The sequence below is a fragment of the Singulisphaera rosea genome (assembly GCF_054877945.1).
The window spans coordinates 147,107-164,289 of the sequence record NZ_JBTYIP020000002.1 but is presented as its reverse complement, the minus strand read 5'-3'; the positions used below and the strand labels follow the sequence as shown (position 1 = coordinate 164,289).

8 protein-coding genes are annotated in these 17,183 nt (G+C 66.6%); 4 read left to right on the top strand and 4 right to left on the bottom strand.

The genetic code is table 11. From position 1 onward, the window contains the following. The first annotated feature begins 64 nt into the window (after window positions 1-64). The 4 genes from ACYOEI_RS03805 to ACYOEI_RS03790 are packed head-to-tail and all read left to right on the top strand — an operon-like array spanning window position 65 to window position 12,966. A complete protein-coding gene (locus ACYOEI_RS03805) occupies window positions 65-3,295 on the top strand; it encodes a BRCT domain-containing protein (RefSeq protein WP_462847971.1) in 3,231 nt (1,076 codons plus the stop codon). Further along, window positions 3,292-9,684: a HEAT repeat domain-containing protein gene (locus tag ACYOEI_RS03800; protein ID WP_462847970.1), complete on the top strand. Its 6,393-nt coding sequence runs from the start codon at window positions 3,292-3,294 to the stop codon at window positions 9,682-9,684. Before ACYOEI_RS03805 ends, ACYOEI_RS03800 begins: the two co-directional genes overlap by 4 nt. Next, window positions 9,681-11,561: an SWIM zinc finger family protein gene (locus ACYOEI_RS03795; RefSeq protein WP_462847969.1), complete on the top strand. Its 1,881-nt coding sequence runs from the start codon at window positions 9,681-9,683 to the stop codon at window positions 11,559-11,561. Before ACYOEI_RS03800 ends, ACYOEI_RS03795 begins: the two co-directional genes overlap by 4 nt. 55 nt (window positions 11,562-11,616) lie before the next feature. Next, window positions 11,617-12,966, top strand: a complete 1,350-nt coding sequence (locus tag ACYOEI_RS03790) for a reverse transcriptase family protein (protein WP_462847967.1) — start codon at window positions 11,617-11,619, stop codon at window positions 12,964-12,966. Window positions 12,967-13,231: 265 nt separating this feature from the next. Here the strand turns inward: ACYOEI_RS03790 and ACYOEI_RS03785 are convergent, their stop codons facing one another. The 4 genes from ACYOEI_RS03785 to odhB form a co-directional block, all read right to left on the bottom strand. After that, window positions 13,232-13,528, bottom strand: coding sequence for a hypothetical protein (locus ACYOEI_RS03785; protein ID WP_462847966.1), 297 nt, complete (start codon window positions 13,526-13,528; stop codon window positions 13,232-13,234). Between the two features lie 35 nt (window positions 13,529-13,563). Continuing rightward, the gene (locus tag ACYOEI_RS03780; RefSeq protein WP_462847965.1) at window positions 13,564-14,232 is read right to left on the bottom strand and encodes a CPBP family intramembrane glutamic endopeptidase; all 669 of its coding nucleotides are present in this window, start codon (window positions 14,230-14,232) and stop codon (window positions 13,564-13,566) included. 145 nt (window positions 14,233-14,377) lie between these two features. Next, complete coding sequence (lpdA, locus tag ACYOEI_RS03775; protein ID WP_462847964.1) at window positions 14,378-15,796, bottom strand: dihydrolipoyl dehydrogenase; 1,419 nt, start codon at window positions 15,794-15,796, stop codon at window positions 14,378-14,380. Window positions 15,797-15,907: 111 nt separating this feature from the next. Continuing rightward, window positions 15,908-17,182 carry a 2-oxoglutarate dehydrogenase complex dihydrolipoyllysine-residue succinyltransferase gene (gene odhB, locus ACYOEI_RS03770; protein ID WP_462847963.1) on the bottom strand — a complete coding sequence of 425 codons (1,275 nt, stop codon included), beginning with the start codon at window positions 17,180-17,182 and terminating at the stop codon, window positions 15,908-15,910. Window position 17,183: the final 1 nt, after the last annotated feature.

Here is a 17,183-nt window from a genome sequence, read left to right as displayed (position 1 = left end):
TCCGTCGGCTTGAGCGGCGGTTGATGAGGTTTTCCGACGTCCCAGATCGCGAGGCGAGCCGCCAATGTCGACGCATCTCCGCATGGACGATGTCCGCCTCGCCTGGCAGGCACGCGACCCCGAGTTGAGCGAGCTCGTCGTCCAACTCGCCGGCCAGGAGGACGATGACACGTCGACGCCGCCTCCCCGAGAGGGGGCCTTGACGTTCGCGAAGCTCCTGATCGAGATCCGGAGCCGGGATTTTGCTCGCAAGCCGCTTGAGGAACAGGCGATTGTCCGGGTCGAGCGCTTCAAGGCGCTCGAGGCCCCCGGTGCCGAGGTCCCGCCTCCCGAACGGCTCAGGCTCCATGAGGTCGTCCTCGCCTTATGGGAGAACAACGGGCCCTACGCGCGGGCAGCCCTCCTTAAGATCATCGCCGAGGTGCCGCTCTCCTACGGTCCCTGGAAAGCCCTCAAGACGATCTTTAAGGAGGCCGAGGCGCGGGACGATACCGAGGTGTTCGGGGCGTTGGCGGCCCGGATCGACGGCGAAGGGTCGGGCCCCTGGGACGGGGCCGGCGCCCGGACGATCGCCTATCTCAGCCGACGCGCCTGGCGATACCTGAGAAAAGTCGGGCGGGAGCGGCCCGCCTGCTATGCCGATGTCGCCTCGGACGTCCTGGCACGGTATCGCGACGGGACAAATTGGCAGAACACCTGGGTTGCCAATCATATTTTCTACCATGGAACCGGAGCGTACAGCCGAACGCGTTTCCAATACACTGGCCGGCAGATCAACCTGAATGACCGGGCCTTTCCCGACCTCTGGAAGCGCACACCTCGGCCCCTCTTCGGCCTGCTCGAGAGAGCGGAGAGCGACCGAGTCCGGGAGTTCGCCGCCGATTGTTTGAAGGCCGACTTCCGCGCCTCGATCCGCGAGGTCGAGCCGGGGTGGGTGGCCCGGTTGGTCGACACCCGGAGCCGCCCCGTCGACGAGTTCGTGGTCTGGGTTCTGAACAACGTCCCCCGGTTCGAACAGGCCGCGTTCCGCACGCTCGGCCTGCACCAGGCCGTCCTCCGGCTGTTCCGTTCCCCGTCCGACACCGCGAGAGCTTATGCGGCCGAGTACGCCCGGACCCACGCGAGGGACCTCCCCGTCGAGGACCTCGTGGAGCTCGCGGACAACAGCCATGTCGCCGTTCGTCGACTGGCGGCCGACTTGCTCCAGGGGCGGGACGCACGCAAGGACGTCGGGCTCGAGGCCTGGGGAAAGCTGCTCGAGTCGAGGTACGGCCACGAGCTCGCGGCCGCGACGCTTCGCAAGAGCTTCGGGGCGAAGGAGCTGACCCCCGACTGGTTTCGCGAACGATTGTTCACGCGAAACTTCGAGGCGTTCAAGTTTATCTCGACCTTTTTGCTGCAAACCCACCCGGCGAACCTGCTCGGGAGCGGTTACTTCCTGGGCGTCATCGAGGCGGGCGATCATCGGGAAGAGGGCCGGTCGGCCTGGTATTCGCCGTTCGCGATGGAGCAGCTCGCCAAGTTCGATCTGGCCACGGTCGAGCAGTCGGCGCTTCGGCGGCTCATCCTTCGAGGGACGACGCGGGCGTTCACCGCGAGTTGGGTCGAGGAGGGGAGGCTGAAGGCTCAACTCCTCGGGCTCGACTTCCTCAAGAGCCTGGCCTATCACCCCGAGTGGGACGCCGATGCCTGGGTCGCCGAGCTGAAACGAAACGGCCCAACATGGGCCCGATCGCTCGAGTTCAGTGAGGAGCTGTCCGAGCGAGTCCTCGGCTGGCTCCGAGACGTCCGACGATTCACGCCGGGCGAGCTCGGCTTCGAGTGGCTCTTGCGACTCGCCGCCCGCAGCGAGCCTCGCTACCACGACTTCGCGGTCGACACGATGATCAAGGGGTTCAGCCCCGCCGACTTCGCCCCGAAGGGCGGGGTGGCGGAGACAGCCCCGTCCGCCGGGGCAATTTCCGTCGACCTCGGCGGGGCGTCCTTTCTCTTCACGGGCAAGCTCGCGACCATGCAGCGCAAGGATGCCGAGGACAAAGTGCGTGCGGCCGGCGGCTCGGTCGCGTCGAGCGTGTCTCCGAAGCTCCACTATCTGGTCATCGGCGACGAAGGATCTTCGCTCTACGGACACGGGAAGAAAGGGTCGAAGCAGGTCAAGGCCGAGGAGTTGAACGCGGCCGGTGCCAACATCAAGATCATCTCGGAAACGGCCTACCTGCGGATGCTGACCGGACACATCTCGCAGGCGACGGAGGGGGACGCCCTCGTCGGGGCGTCGCGACTCTGGGAGATGGCGTCGGCCCCCGGCGCGTCGGAAGCCCCGCTCGCCCGGTTCGCGATCCGATACATCCGACGCCACCACCCCGACATCGCCCTGGCGGAGACGGACCGCCCCGTCGATCCCGGCGCCGAGATCCCGGCGGAGTTCCTCACGCTCGACCGGGTTCGACCTCTCTTCCTCGAGAGCCGAAAGCCGCTCCGAGACCTGGCGCTCCTCCTGGCACGTTGGGAATTCGCGAGGTGGGCTCCCTCGACCGACGACCTCGTGGCCCTGGCCGAGAACCCCCACGCCGACGTCCGCACGTTCGTGGCCGAAGCCCTACTGGCCGACGATGCCCCCGAGCACCGACGCTATCGGATCGACCCCGAGGCGCTCGGACCGGCGGCGGTCTTCCGGCTCTGCGAGTCGGCCGATGAGTCGACGAGAGCTTTGGGCATCCGGATCATCGGACGTTCGGCGAAATTCCAGCTCCCTGAAGAGCTCTTCCGCCTTACCGAGAGTCCCGACCGTCGGGTCCGAGGATTCGTGGTCCGGACGCTCTGGTCGCTCTACAGGGACCGCGGGATCACCCCTGGTTGGAAACCCTACGTGCCCGCGACGACCACCGTCGGCGCCGCCGCGAAGAAAGCCGCGGTGGCCCAGTCGGAGAGTCGCGGCAACGGCCCGCCGGTGCGACCCGAGAACCTGCCCGCGGCGACCCGCGAGTTGTGGTCGTTCCTCCGCCGGACCCTCTTCGAGATCCCGCCACCCCGGCCCGAGAAGGCAAAAGAGGGGGACGATGCGAGCGATCGGCTGAAGCCGTTGGCCGCCCGGAAGGCGAAGTTGTCCCTGCTGGAAACGCTGCGCGACCTTGCGCTCGAAGACAAGGATTTCGCCCGAGGCGTCTTGCCCTTGATGGACGAGTTCATGGTCTCGCGAGGTCCGAGCGAACGCGCCGCGTGCCTCGTCGCCGCAACGAGGATCCGCCACAGACATCCCGGCCTTCGCGTTGGGGCAGGGGAGGGTGAGTCGTGAGCATCGAAAAACTCCTGACCTATCGTGGCGAGATCAAGGCCGCCGTCGGCGTTGGCAAGAGCCTGATCTTCGTGACCGCCCATCCCGAGGGGCATCCGACCGGACTTTACTTCCTCGACGCCGATGCGTTGAGCCTCGACACCGTGTCCTTGCCCCAGGGGGGAGTCGCCCTCGCCGTCGATGGCGACACACTCTTGGTCTCAGGAACAGACCAACGCCTCTATACCACGAAGATCTCGGGAGGGGCCCCGAAGCCGCTCGGCCCCTCGCTCGAGGCACCCGCGACGGCGATAGCCCCGCTGGCCGAAGCCCGGTTCGCGGTCGTGGTCGAATCGAAAGTCGTGATCCTCGCCCGAAACGACGGCAAACTGCTCCAGACCCTCGAACTGGCAGATCCCGGGAGTGCACTCGCGGTCGACCCCACCGGGAAGTGGCTCGCCGTGGGGACGTCGAAGGGGACCGTCTCCATCTTCGAAGCCGAGGGGAAACCCGAGTTCCTGCTCAGTGCGTCCGAGCGGCTCCACGAAGGCCTCGTCTCCGCCTTGCTTTTTGAACCCGACGAGTTGCGCGTCTTCTCCGCGGGCGGCGACCAAAAGCTCCTCTCCACCCACGCGCGAGGCCGGCTCGAGCCCGAGGACAAGGGGCGAGGCAACAACCACGCCGACCTGGTCACGTCGATGGTCTGGGGGCCGGGCGATCGCCTCTACTCGGGTTCGCGCGACAGCACGATCAAGTCCTGGCCGAGGGTCGGCGCGATCAAGCCGGCGACGACCAAAGACGGGCTCGGCCGCATCGTCGCGCTGGCCATTGTGGTCGTCCACGAGCGACCACGACTCGCGGCCGTCTGCGACGACAACTCGATCCGCATCTTTCCCCTGGACGCCGCCGGCAAGATCGGGGATCGGTCGCACCGCATCGACGACGCCTATTCTCTGGCGAAACAGGAGCTCGGCCAGACCGATCCGACGCGGCGGGAGGTGGCGCTCCGGCAATTGGCCGGCTACGGAGATGCACGTTCCATCGAGTTGATCGCCGAACAAGTCGGCTCGGATCCCGACCACGTCCTCCGACTCCAGGCGGCCGAGTTGCTCGGCGCATCGACGCACAAACGAGCCGTGCCGCTGCTCGGGTCGCATCTGAAGCACAACGACGAGGCCGTGCGCATTTCGGCCTTCCGGGGCTTGCGCAAGCACCAGGGCGAGGCCGACCTCCGGCCGATCGACCTGGCGCTCAAGGCCGAGAGGGCCGACGTGGGTCGACTGGCCGTCCAGGCCCTGGAGACGCTCGCGAAGCGGGACGACCAGGCGCTCGCGCGGCTCTCGGACGCCCTCGACGCCAGGTCTCTCGAGGTCCGGCAGGCCGCCGTCGTCGCCCTCGAGGCGGCCTACGACTCGGGAAGCCCGGAACCAAACCTTCTTGCCCTCGAGTCGAAGCACGCCGACGTCCGACGATTGGGCCTGCTCCGCCTCCACCGACGAGGCTTGCTCGGCGACCCGTCCGTCCAATCGGCCCTCCGACGCCGACTCGAGGACGCCCATCCCGACATCCGGCTCACGGCGTACCTTTTGACGCTCCACACTCGCGAACGTTTGCTCGAAGCGTTGAGCGCCCGCGACACCGAGCTCAAGCGACAACTCGCCGAATTGGAGACCACGCCCTCCGGTGCCGAGGTCGTGGGCAAGCTCGTCAAAAAAGCGGTGTCCAAGGTCGCATCCGCCCTCGGCAAGGGTGAGTTGGGCGAGTCGGACCTGGAACCGTTGCTCCAGGCGAGCGCGAGCCGATCGATCGACACGTGTCTCCGTGGGGCGAGCGGGCTGGCGTTGCTGGGCGACCCCCGGGCGTTCGGGCTCCTGCTCCAACTCGGCCGAGAGGAGGAGAAATGGGCCAGGGCCTGGGTCTGCCGCGCCCTAGCCTGGCTGGGCGACGCGAGGGCCGTCGACCGCATCCGGCTGCTGCTCCACGACGCGGACGGGGAGGTTCGCGATGCCGCGTACACCGCGCTCGAGACGCTCCAAAAGCGAGAGCCCCTCCAGGCCGCGGAGTCGGGCCTGAATGCTTCGCATGAAGATGTCCGCCGTCGTGCCCTCCAAACGCTCACGGGCGAGGTCCGCAAAGACCCGAGTTCGGCCCCCGCCCTGCAACTCCTGACCCGTGCCCTGAACGACGGTGCGACGAGCGTCCGGAACGAGGCCTTCAAGTCGGCGCTCCGCGTCCTCCAACCCACGCCTCTTGGCACGCCCGGGGCGCTCCGGTTCGCGGCCAGGTCGATTCACGCCGACATCCGCCGCGACGTCCTCAACGAAGTTGTGGCCCAGGTCGCCGAGCCTTGGGGATGGGACCTGCTCCTCGAGTTCTTCAACGATCCCGACCCCGCACTCCGAGAGGAGGCCTTCGGCTTCGCGGCGAAGAAGACCAAGGGGCTGGAGATCCTCGACGCCGGACTCGGCTCGCGATATGCCGACCTCCGCAAGCGGTCGGTCGATGGACTCGTCAAGCGGCACAACGCCGCGGCGCAGGCGCTCCTGATTCGGGCGCTCGACGACGAGGATCGGGAGGTCCGGCTCGCCGCGCTCGACTCGCTCATCGACGCCGATGCGAGGCCCGCCCTCGCGTCGGCGATCGACAGCCCCCACGCGGACGTCCGGCTCCGCGCCGCCAAGGCGCTGGCCCGACACGGCGACCCGATGGCGCTGGGCCCCCTCGTCGGCCTGGCGACCGCGACGGAACCGATCGACAAGGAGGAGCGAGCCCGTTGGTTGAAGCTCGCCGAGTCGGCGCTGGACGGCCTCGGTGAGCTCGGCGACTCCGCGGCCCTCCTCGACGTGATCCCGGCGCTCGACAGCCCCCACGCGGCGATCCGCAAGCAGGCCGCACGGGCCTTCGTCTGGGTCGCGCATGCGGATGCAACCGACGCCCTCCGGCAGGCCCTGCAGCACCACGACCCCGAGGTCAAGTACCACGCCGCACTCGGCCTGGCCTTCGCGGGGGACGCTTCGGTCTCGGCGCTCGTTTTTTCCGAGCCCGCGGCCAAGGTCATCGGCGTCGGCGAACGGATCGCGGCGGCCCTGGCCCTCGGGGCATCGGGCGAGGATCGGCTCGTCGTCTTCCTCGACGACACCAACGAGAAGACACGTTCACGCGCCCTGCTCCTGCTCATGATGCGGGAGTGGAAGGAGTCGCAAGGGACGGCGGCCCGCTGCCTGGCCTGCCTCTCGAGCCGGACGCCTCGTTTCCGCTTGATCGCGGCCAGGGCCCTTGAGTCGCTCGCGGACCCGTCAGGGTTCGCGCGTTTCGTCGTCGAGCTGGTGAACGACCGCGGTGACAAACCTGCCTGGACGATCCCCGCGACGACCGTGGATGGCCTGGCGGAAGTCCTTGTCCACGGCCACTCACAGCTCCAGGCCCGCGCAGCCCGGCTGCTCCGGTTGCTCGAGGAAGACGAGCCCGAGCCGTTCCTCCAGGCGTGGTCCGTCTTCGCCGGTCGGTTCGCGTCCGAGCTCGAGGCACTCCGGAAGCAGGCTTCGAAACGGAAGCCCGTCCCCCTCCAATACAACCTCGAGCGGCTCCGCGCGCTGGCGTTCGGAGCCTATGTGGGGCTCGTCCGAGAGCAAGGTAGCTCGGGAAAGTCGAAGGAAGGAGCCTCCGAAAGCGACCTCGCCCGCGTCCGGCAGTCGGCGCTCGGGCGGCTCTTGGGCCTCGCGAGATCCCAACCCACCCTGGCGGCGGCCGCACGCCCAATCTTCGTGCAGGCGATGGGGGATCCGAACCAGGTGGTCCGTCTCCAGGCGTTCGACCAGGCGCAGGCCGTCGGGAAGTCGACGACATCCCTCGCCTCCGAGGCGCTCGCGTCGGGATATACGGACCTGGGGATCAAAGGTCTCGAGTTGCTCACCGCAGGCGGGTCCGAGGCCGAGGGGCGAGCCGTCCTCGAACAGGCGATGCTGTCCCGCAAGGACGGGCTCGCATTAGAAGCGTTCAAGCTGCTGACGAGCCGGAAAGGGGCCGTTGGTTCGGCGACACGGGCCCTCGAGGCCGCGAACGAACGACTCCGGACGCAGGCCGTGTTCTGGCTGGCCGGAGAGGATGCGAAAGATCCAAGTGTTCGCGGGGTCCTCCGCCAGGCACTCGAGTCGCGGTATCGACTCGTCCGAGAGGCGGCCGCGTTCCAACTGGCGGAGAAGAAAGATCCGGCGGCGGCGAAGGCTTTGAAGAGCATCCTCCTCGACGCCGGCCTGCCGTTCCCCCAGCAGCGCGTCGCCCAGGCCTTCCTCGCGATGGGCGATTGGAACGCCAACGACGTCCTGCTCGACCGGATCGAGAACGATCCGGCGGGGACCGCCAACGCGGAGGAACTCCTGCGAGTGGTCGGACAATTCCGGCGACCCGAGATCGTCGACCGACTTCTCAAGCTCTGGGACAAGCAACCCAAGCGTCGCGACCTCATCTTCAAGACCCTCCTGACCATCAGCGGGTACGACCAGCCTATCGAGGACATGGAAGGCGATCGGCCCGATGACCGCTGGGAGGAGTCGCAGTCCCCACGCGACGACGAAGTCCTCGCCCTCCTCATGGAGCGCGTCTCTGCCCCGGCGGACTCGAAGTCTCTCGGTCTCTTGCTGTCGGGGGCGCGTTGGGCGAAGAGTCCCAAAGTCGGGAGTGTCCTCGGTGGCCTGACCAACCATCCCGACGAGAATCTCCGGCGTTTGATCACCGAGGCGGTCGGGTGGCGGCTCCGCAAGCGGGACGGCGACGCCGAGCCACTACGCAAGGCGCTCTCCCATCGGGATACGCTCACGCAATTCCTCGCCGCCGAGGGGCTGGCCAAGTCGGGACGCAAGGACGGCTTGAATGTCCTGCTGGCGAGCATCGACTTCGCGACCGACCTCAACGTCCGGCAGAGGGCCGTCATCGCGCTCGGGGAGCTTGCGGACGAGCGGTGTCTCGACGTGCTCCTGAAGCTGGCGGCCGAGGAAGGCCATGCCCTCCAGGACTCGGCGGCCGAGGCGATCGGCCACATGGGCCGATCCTCGAGGGCCGAGGAAATCTTCGCCATCCTGAAACGCCACGCCAAGAGCGACGGCAGCGTGGCACGCGCCGCACTGATCGGGCTGCGTTGGTTCAATACCCATCCGGGTTGGGACCTCGTCCGCGAACATGCCGCCGAGGTCGGTCGCCCATACCGGGAGACGGCGACCGAGCTCCTCGGTTACGACGACGAGCCCGCGACTCGCGACCTCCTGCTCAGGATGCTCTCGGGGAATTGCGACACCCCGGACCTCGATACCGCGCTCACGAGTGCTCGACGCCTCTGGGGAAAGGACGCCCTCGAGCCCGACTATGCCTTGCTCTCGAACGACGAGCCCGACTCGGTCGACGACCTCGACGCCATCGTGGAACGTGTGCGGACGCGAGGCGAACCCGGTCGCATCTTCGAGATCCTCCCCCGTTGCCAGGAGGAATTCCGAAAGCTCCTCGCCTCGGTGCTCGTGAATCGAAAGGAACTGCCGATCGTCGAGGCGAAGGCGGCGTTAGCAAGCCCCGACCCCACGTCGGCGGGCGTAGCGGCCCGGGTCCTGGGGCGAGCGGGTAAGCGAGTGCCGGAGGTCGCCATTCCGCTCGAGTCCACGCTCGCTGAATGGCGAAGGATCTGGTCGGAGAAGCGGAAGTCGTTGGAGGACGACAGACGTCAGGGCGAAACCCGACTCCAAGAACTGCGGGAATGCCTGAGGAACCTCGTCTGGGCCGCGGGCCGAATCGGAATCGCTACATCAACATTGATTGATATGGCAAAAGACGGATCAAACGACCCGGCGTTCCAACCGATCCGACTCGAAGCCGTGCTCGCCCTGGCCGAAGGCGAGCCGAACGCAGAAGCCCTGAAGGCCCTGGAGGCGGCCGCGACCACGGGCTCACCCGACGTCCGATCCGCCGCCGCGCAGGCGATCGGGCAATGGTATCCGGCGTTGGCCTCGAAGCTCGCCGGTTCGCTCCTCTCCGACCGTACGAGCTTCGAGCGACTCAGCCGGCTCGATCCCGCAGTCGTCACCGACGAGACTCTCCGTAACGCCGTCCGCCAGATCCACTACCAGGGGATCGTCCTTCCCGCCTTGATCAAACGTCGCGACGTGAAGTCGCTGGCCACGGTGGCCGAGGATCGCGGCTCTCCCGAGGCGGTCCGGTTCGGGGCAATCGAAGGGCTCGCGGCGATGGCGACCGACCCGGCCGAAGCGATCCTCAAGAGGGTCGGGACCGCGAAGGACGAGGACGAGGACCTTCGTAAGGTTGCCCTTCGGGGCCTGCGACGATCGAAGCGGCTGAGGCAGAAAGCCGTAACCGCGGCGGCGAAGGCGAAGGCTAACGCGAAGGCCAAGGCCGAGGTGAAGTCATGAGCGGCGCCGACGAGTCTCGAGACCCGGCCGAGTCTCCCCAGGCCAACAGCCCCGAAGCCACCGACGTGACCCTGGCCTACGCCGGCCTCAGCCGGCTGGTCACGACGGACGACAAGGCCGAGCTCGCCCTCGCAGGCAACCTCCGTCGCGAGCCCGTCCAGTTCGACGGCGTGGTCAAAGATCCGCTGCAGTTCCGCGAGGCGATGTCTGCGCTCTATGCCATCGTCGCCAGTGATTTCCGATACGTCCCGAAGGACCGGACGGCCCACCTGGCCTATACTCGGATGCGTCGAGAGTCTTCTCATCTGAATGCCTGGCAGGCGCAGAGGGCGTATTTCTCCTGGCTCCTACGCAACGACCCGCTGGCCTTCGTCGTGCTCGACCCGGTGATCACCGTCCATCCCGACGAGGTCCTGTTCGAAGTCTTCAGCAAGGACGAAGGGGCCTATGCCAAGCTCGGGATCGATCGCGAGGCCTTCGAGGCGATCAGCCCTCCCACCTTCGGCACCACGAACATCGACTTCAGCCAGACCCTGTTCCAGGGGTTGCAGCAGATGCGGAGCTATCGCGAAACCCGGCTGAGCATCGGGCAGGAGGGGGTGACGGTCGCCACTGAAGCGGCAGGCGAAGTCCTCGAGAAGCATATCCGGGTCCCCGACTCGTGGCTCCGGGGGTTCTTGCAGGTCCAGTCTTCGGCCGCGTTGCCGAGCGATCGTTTCTCGCTCGCGCCCTTAGACCTCTACAACGCACTCCGGCACCTTCGGCTGCACGCCGACATCAAAGGCCAGCGCCGGGGTCTGAGGATCGAGCTCGTTCCCGGCGAGGTGCCGCGATTGGTGCTCGAGCCGTGGAACACCGTGATTGCTGCGACGTCGGAACCCTTCAAGGGAAGGGCGGCCCGAGTCGTCCGGGTCTGGGGACGGCGGCGGCTCGCGTTACTCCAACGGTTCTTGCCGTATACCGAAGGGGTCGAGGTCCACGTCCTCGGGAGCGGCCTCCCCAGCTTCTGGGTGCTTCGAGGCCGGGGGATGACCCTGACCTTGGGGCTCACCGGCTTCACGGCCGCGAACTGGTCGCAGGCCCTGAACTTCGACCTCATGCTGCCGCGGAAGACCGAGACGACGAGCCGGCCCCTCGACCTCGTCTTGACGCATCTCTACGAACATTGGTCGGCCGGGGCCGGCGAGCTCGCCAAGGCCACGGGACTGGCCTGGCCGGCTCTCACCGAGGCCCTCCAACTCGGCTGCCAGCAGGGGAAGTTGATGTACGACCTCGCCTGCGACGTCTACCGCTTCCGCCCGCTGACGGACGTGCCGATCGAGCCGGGCCGCCTCGAATTCCGCGACAAACGCGAACGGATCGCGCATGACCTCCTGACGCGTCGAGGGGCGGTCTCCATCGTCTCGGAGAACCGGATCCCGGGCACGGGACTGGAGCTGACCGGCCAGGTCGTCGTCGCGGAGGATCGACGTGAGTACCGCCCGCAGATGCTCCTGGCCGACGAAGGCCAGGTGACGAAGGCCGACTGCACGTGCGCCGCTTTCCGCAAACAAGGGCTGAAGGCCGGACCGTGTATCCACCTCGTGGCCCTGCGATTGGCCTACGCAGAGCAGGAGTCGCGGCGGCTCAAGGGGATCGACTCCAAGCAGGCGATCACCGTCGAGACGCGGACCTACTCGAAGAGAATCGCGGCCGGAGAAGAGATCTACCAGGTCTCGCTCGATCGCCGACGGGTCAAGGTCCGGTGGGGCCGCGACGATCAATCGCGTCGATTGCAGACCCTCACGTTCGACAGCGTCGACGATGCTCGCGGGGCCTACCTCGCGCGTGTCGCCGAGCTGGAAGCCCGGGGCTTCCTCGACGCGACCGCAAGCTGAGCCGACCGTCTCCGCGTGGGACCGGCCCGGATGAGTCAATGGGAGAGGGAAGGGGATGTCTCGACCTCGGCAGTCCGACCCGATCGCCCTCTGGCGTGCCATCGAGCAGGCCGGTGGCGTGCAGGCCTTCGTCAACGCCCAACTCGCCGAACGCGGCTTCGTGGTCCAGCGCCGCGAGACGGACTCGATGTCCGACCGCGAACGCGAGGCCTACAAGAAGTCGCTCAAGGCCGAGGCCGAGGAGCGTCGCAAGCTGAGCCGAGAGGCCTGGGACGCCCACAAGGCGACCCACATCGTCCACCTCGGCGAGGGGGTCTTCTGGTCCGACGCGCAAGGGCCCGACAAGTGGGACCTCCCCAACGCCGAATCTCGCGCCGCCGAGAATGAGCTCCCTCCGATCGACTCCCCCAAGCAGCTCGCCGAGGCCCTGGGGATCACCGTGCCGGAGCTGCGCCACCTCGCCTATCACCGCGACGCGGCCACGAGCCTGAACTACACCCGGTTCACGATCCCCAAGCGCGACGGCTCCTCCCGGGCGATCTGGGCACCCATGCCCAGGCTCAAGGAGGCCCAGCACTGGATCCTCCGCAACATCGTCGAGAAATTGATCGTTCATGGGTCGGTGCATGGCTTCCTCCCCGGCCGGTCGACGCTCTCGAACGCCGCGGCCCACTCCAACCCGCGTCTCGTGGTCAAGGTCGACATCAAAGACTTCTTCCCCACCGTGACCCTGCCGAGGGTCAAGGGTATCTTCCGGAAGGCCGGATATCGCGAAGGCGTCGCGACCCTCCTCGCCTTGATCTGCACCGAGTCACCCCGAGAGATCGTCGAGCTCGAGGGGAAGACGTACTATGTCGCGCTAGGGCCCCGCTGCCTGCCCCAGGGGGCGCCGACGAGTCCGGCCCTGACGAACACGCTCGGTCTGCAGATGGACCGGCGGCTGAATGGGCTGGCCAGGAAGCTCGGCTGGCGCTACACCCGATATGCCGACGACCTGGCCTTCAGCCTGCCGTGCGATCACGAAGGCCCGCCCCACGTCGGGACCCTCCTCGGGTCGATTCGCCGTATCGTCGAAGGCGAAGGGTTCACGATCCACCCCGAGAAGACGACCGTGGGACGCCCCGGCGGTCGCCAGAAGATCACGGGCCTCGTCGTAAACGGAGTGTCCCCGCCTCGCGTCCCTCGAGAGTTCCGGCGCAAACTCCGCGCGGCGATCCACAACCGAAGCCTCGGCAAACCTGCTCCCGAGGGAGAGTCGCTCTCGAACCTCTACGGCATGGCGGCTTATGTCTCGATGACCGACCCCGACCTGGGGCGAGGGTATTTCGAGTCGCTCCAAAAACTCGACGCGGCGACGGTTGCTCCGGGGATTTCGACCTCGGAAGAGGGAGTTCCCCCTGGGTAGAGCGGTTCAAACCGAGGTCGCTGCCTCACCCGGTATCTCAAGAAACTCCACAGAGCCAAAAGCGATAGCAAGTGAATCTATTTTTAATAAATCCAATAAAGTTGCTTGTTAGTTTTTAAAAATTCAACAATAAACCACAATTTATTCATTCGGATCCGATTCGGGCTTATGCCGAAGAGAGGCGTCTCCGACGCGAACCGCTCCGAAGCTGACCGCGAGACGACCAAGCGAAGTCATCACATCGATTTCTCGGGTGAGGAACGATTCAATTCCACCACCGTCTCCGACCAAAGAGTTTCTTCCACGTCACCTGGAAGACATCCATGGTCCGTTCCGGGCCGGCCGCGAAACTGGCCAAGGCGCCGACTCCGGTGATGATCCCTACCCAGTGGAAGGGGATTTCAAGTTCCTGGCCTCTTCGGCCGGTCCTTCCCAAGAGAATGACCCAGAACAGACCCGCCGTGCCGAAGGTGCAGATACCCCCGACGAAGGCGGTGACGAGGCGATCGCCGATCGTCAATTCCGGGTCGTGTCGCGACCGCGATTGGGAAAACTTCGCCACATGACCTCCGTTTCAAGAATCGTCGAGCTCGACGATCAATGGATCCCTGATCTCCAATACCAGACGAACACCCAGACGGCAAGAACGCAAAGGTTCCCGAGCGAGTGGAGGAAGACGGGCGTGAGTATCGTCCCGCTTTTCAGGTAAGCCCAGGCCAGGAGGAACCCCGCGGCGAAGTTGTCGGGGCCAGGGTTGCCGTACAGCACGTGGAGGAAGGCGAAGGCGACGCCGCTGACGGCGATTGTCAGTCCAGGCTTGAGGCTGGGAGACGTCAATGTGCAGAGCACAGAACGATAGATCAACTCCTCGACGAGCGGAGCGACGACGCACATCCGGAACAAGAACTGCGGGACGAGTGGCAGAGGAACGCCAAGGATCGGGATCGCAACACCGGCCGCGACATAAACAGCCCCGACCGTCAGGGATATCAGGCCCACGACGAGACCGATGAGAAGGGTGGCCGTCGCCCAGTAGCGATAACCCTGGACGGGCCTGACGCCGAAGCCGAGGGACGTCAGGTCGCCTCGGACCAGAACCCCGTAAATCGTCAGGGCGACGATCGGCGGGATGAGCCGAGGGCCGGAATAGGAGTGGTCTCCGAGCCAGACCAGGACGAAGTCGGAGATGACGACGAATGCCGCGAGGAAGAGCGCCGCGGCGCGTCGGCGGGGCGTGGACAGCCGGTTCCCGATCGGGGTCTGCACGTCGGCAAGATCTCCGCGAGGATTGCGGTCGATCCGAGAGAGCAAGTTAAGCCGAGGGGGAAAGAAGACCTGGCGAGCCCGACGCTCGGAGAATTCGGCGTCGAGCTCGCGCGATGAAGGGTCGTTTCGCCGCGGGGGGCGGGCGTCAGAAGTTGATCGTGCGACCGTCGACCGCCAGGGCGGCTTCCTTGACGGTCTCGGAAAGGGTCGGGTGGGCGTGGCAAATCCGGGCGATGTCCTCGGCGCTGCCCGAGAATTCCATCGTCGTCACGGCCTCGGCGATCAAGTCGGAGGCGCGAGGGCCGAAGATGTGGACGCCCAGGACTCGGTCGGTCTTGGAGTCGGCGATGATCTTGACGACCCCTTCGGTTTCATCCATCGCCTTGGCGCGACCGTTGGCCATGAACGGGACCTTGCCGACGCGATACTGAAGCTGACGCTCCTTGGCCTGCTCCTCGGTGATCCCGACGCTGGCCAACTCGGGCCAGGTGTAGATCACGTTCGGCACCGTGTTGTAGTCGACATGGCCCGGCTTGCCGGCGAGCATCTCGGCGAACGCCACCCCTTCATCCTCGGCCTTGTGCGCGAGCATCGGGCCGTCGATGAGGTCGCCGATGGCCGAGATGGTGGGGACGTTGGTCCGGAAATGGGCGTCGGTCGAGACCTTGCCCGTCTTCGGGTCGACGTTCACACCGGCTTCGGCCAGTCCGAGTCCTTCGGAATAGGCCCGACGACCGACCGCAACGAGAACGCGGTCGCACGGCAAGCTCAGCGCCGTGCCGTCTTTCGTCTCAGCGCTGACGGTCACGGAGTCGCCGTCGACCTTGGCGCCGGTGACCTTGGTCTCGAGATGGAACTCGAAGCCTTGCTTGACCAGGCTCTTGTAGAGTAGGGCTCCCACCTCGACATCGGCCGACGGGGTGATCCTCGGGAGGAACTCGATGACCGTGACCTTGGCGCCGAGCCGCTTCCAAACGGAGCCGAGCTCGAGGCCGATGACGCCGCCGCCGACCACGACGAGGTGTTCGGGCACCCGGTCGAACTCGAGCGCCTCGGTCGAGCTGACGATCGTCTTGCCGTTGAACGGCATGAACGGGAGGTTGATCGGGGCACTCCCCGTGGCGAGCAGGATATGCGACGCCTCGAGTGTCGTCTCACCGTCGTCGTTCGGGTTGCGGACGATCACGGTGTTGGCCGAGCCGACCCGGGCATTGCCGAACACCGGCTCGACCTTGTTCTTCTTGAAGAGGCCGCGGACGCCCGTGGTCAGGCTCTTCACGACCTCGTCCTTGCGGGCGAGCATCGCCGGGATGTCGAGCGACAGCCCGCCCACCTTGATCCCGTGCTTGCCGAAGCGATGTTGCGCGAGGTGGTAGAGCTCGCTCGAGTCGAGGAGCGCCTTGCTCGGGATGCAGCCGATGTTGAGGCAAGTCCCGCCGAGCGTCGCCCGCTTCTCGATGCAGGCGACCTTCATCCCGAGCTGGGCCGCTCGGATCGCGGCGACGTAGCCGCCGGGGCCCGCCCCGATCACAATCAAATCATACCGATTCGACGCAGAGGACATGAACGGGAATCCTTAGCTTGGGAAGTGCTCACATGAAAGGCACAAAGACACGAGGGAACCGGACGGTCCCTCGTGCCTTTGACCTTGATGTCTGGGTTGGTTCCGCTCAAATCAGACCTCGAGCATCATCCGCTCGGGGTTCTCGATCGACTCCTTGATCTTGACCAGGAAGCTGACGGCCTCGCGGCCGTCGACGATTCGGTGGTCGTAGGAGAGGGCCAGGTACATCATCGGCCGGATCACGATCTGATCGTCGACGACGACCGGGCGCTTCTGGATCGAGTGCATCCCGAGGATGCCGCTCTGGGGCGGGTTCAGGATCGGCGTGGAGAGGAGCGACCCGAAGACGCCTCCATTGGTGATCGTGAACGTCCCCCCCTGGAGGTCGCCGACGGCGATATTGCCGTCGCGGGCCTTGACCGCGTAGCCGCCGATGGTCTTCTCGATGCCGGCGAAGGTCAGGCGATCGGCATCGCGGATGACCGGCACCATGAGCCCACGCTCGGTGCTGACGGCGACCCCGATGTCATAGGAATTGTGGAGGACGATGTCCGACCCGTCGATCCGCCCATTGACGGCGGGGTAGGCCTTGAGGGCCTCGATCGCCGCCTTGACGAAGAAGGACATGAAGCCGAGGGCCACCCCGTGCTTCGTCTTGAACGAGTCCTTGTAGCGGGCACGGAGTTCCATGACCCGCGTCATGTCGGCTTCGTTGAAGGTCGTGAGGATCGCGGCGGTCTGCTGGACTTCGACCAGGCGCTGGGCGATCTTCTGACGAATCCCGCTCATCCTCTGCCGCGTCTCGCGCTGGCGGGCCGGGGCCGGGGCCTCGTTCGCCGTCGTCGGGGCGGCGACCGGAGCCGGTGCCGGCGTGGTTTGCGGGGCAGGCGGGGCCGACTTGGCGTCGAGGTGGGCGACGACGTCGCCCTTGGTGACGCGGCCGCCTCGGCCGGTCCCCTCGACTTTGCTGACATCAACGTTTTCCTCGGCCACGATGCGACGGACCGAGGGTGCCAGGCCCGCGACGGCGACGCCGCCATTCGAGGCGGCGTCGGGGGCGGGGGCGGACGCGGGCTTGGCCGGAGACTTCTCGGCCGGGGGGGCCGCCTTCGCGGGCTCCGGCTTGGCCGATCCCGCAGCGGGCTGCGCATCGGGGTCGATCGTGCCGAGGGAGGAGCCGACCGGAACGGTCGTCCCCTCCGCGACGGCAACCTTCAACACACCCGAGGCGGGCGCGGGGAAGACGTTGCTGGCCTTGTCGGTCTCGAGCTCGAACAGCGGTTCGCCCGACTTCACGGCCGACCCATCGGGCTTGAGCCAACGTGCCAGGATGCCTTCGGAGATCGATTCTCCGACCCCGGGGACGGTGATCGCCACGGCGGGCATG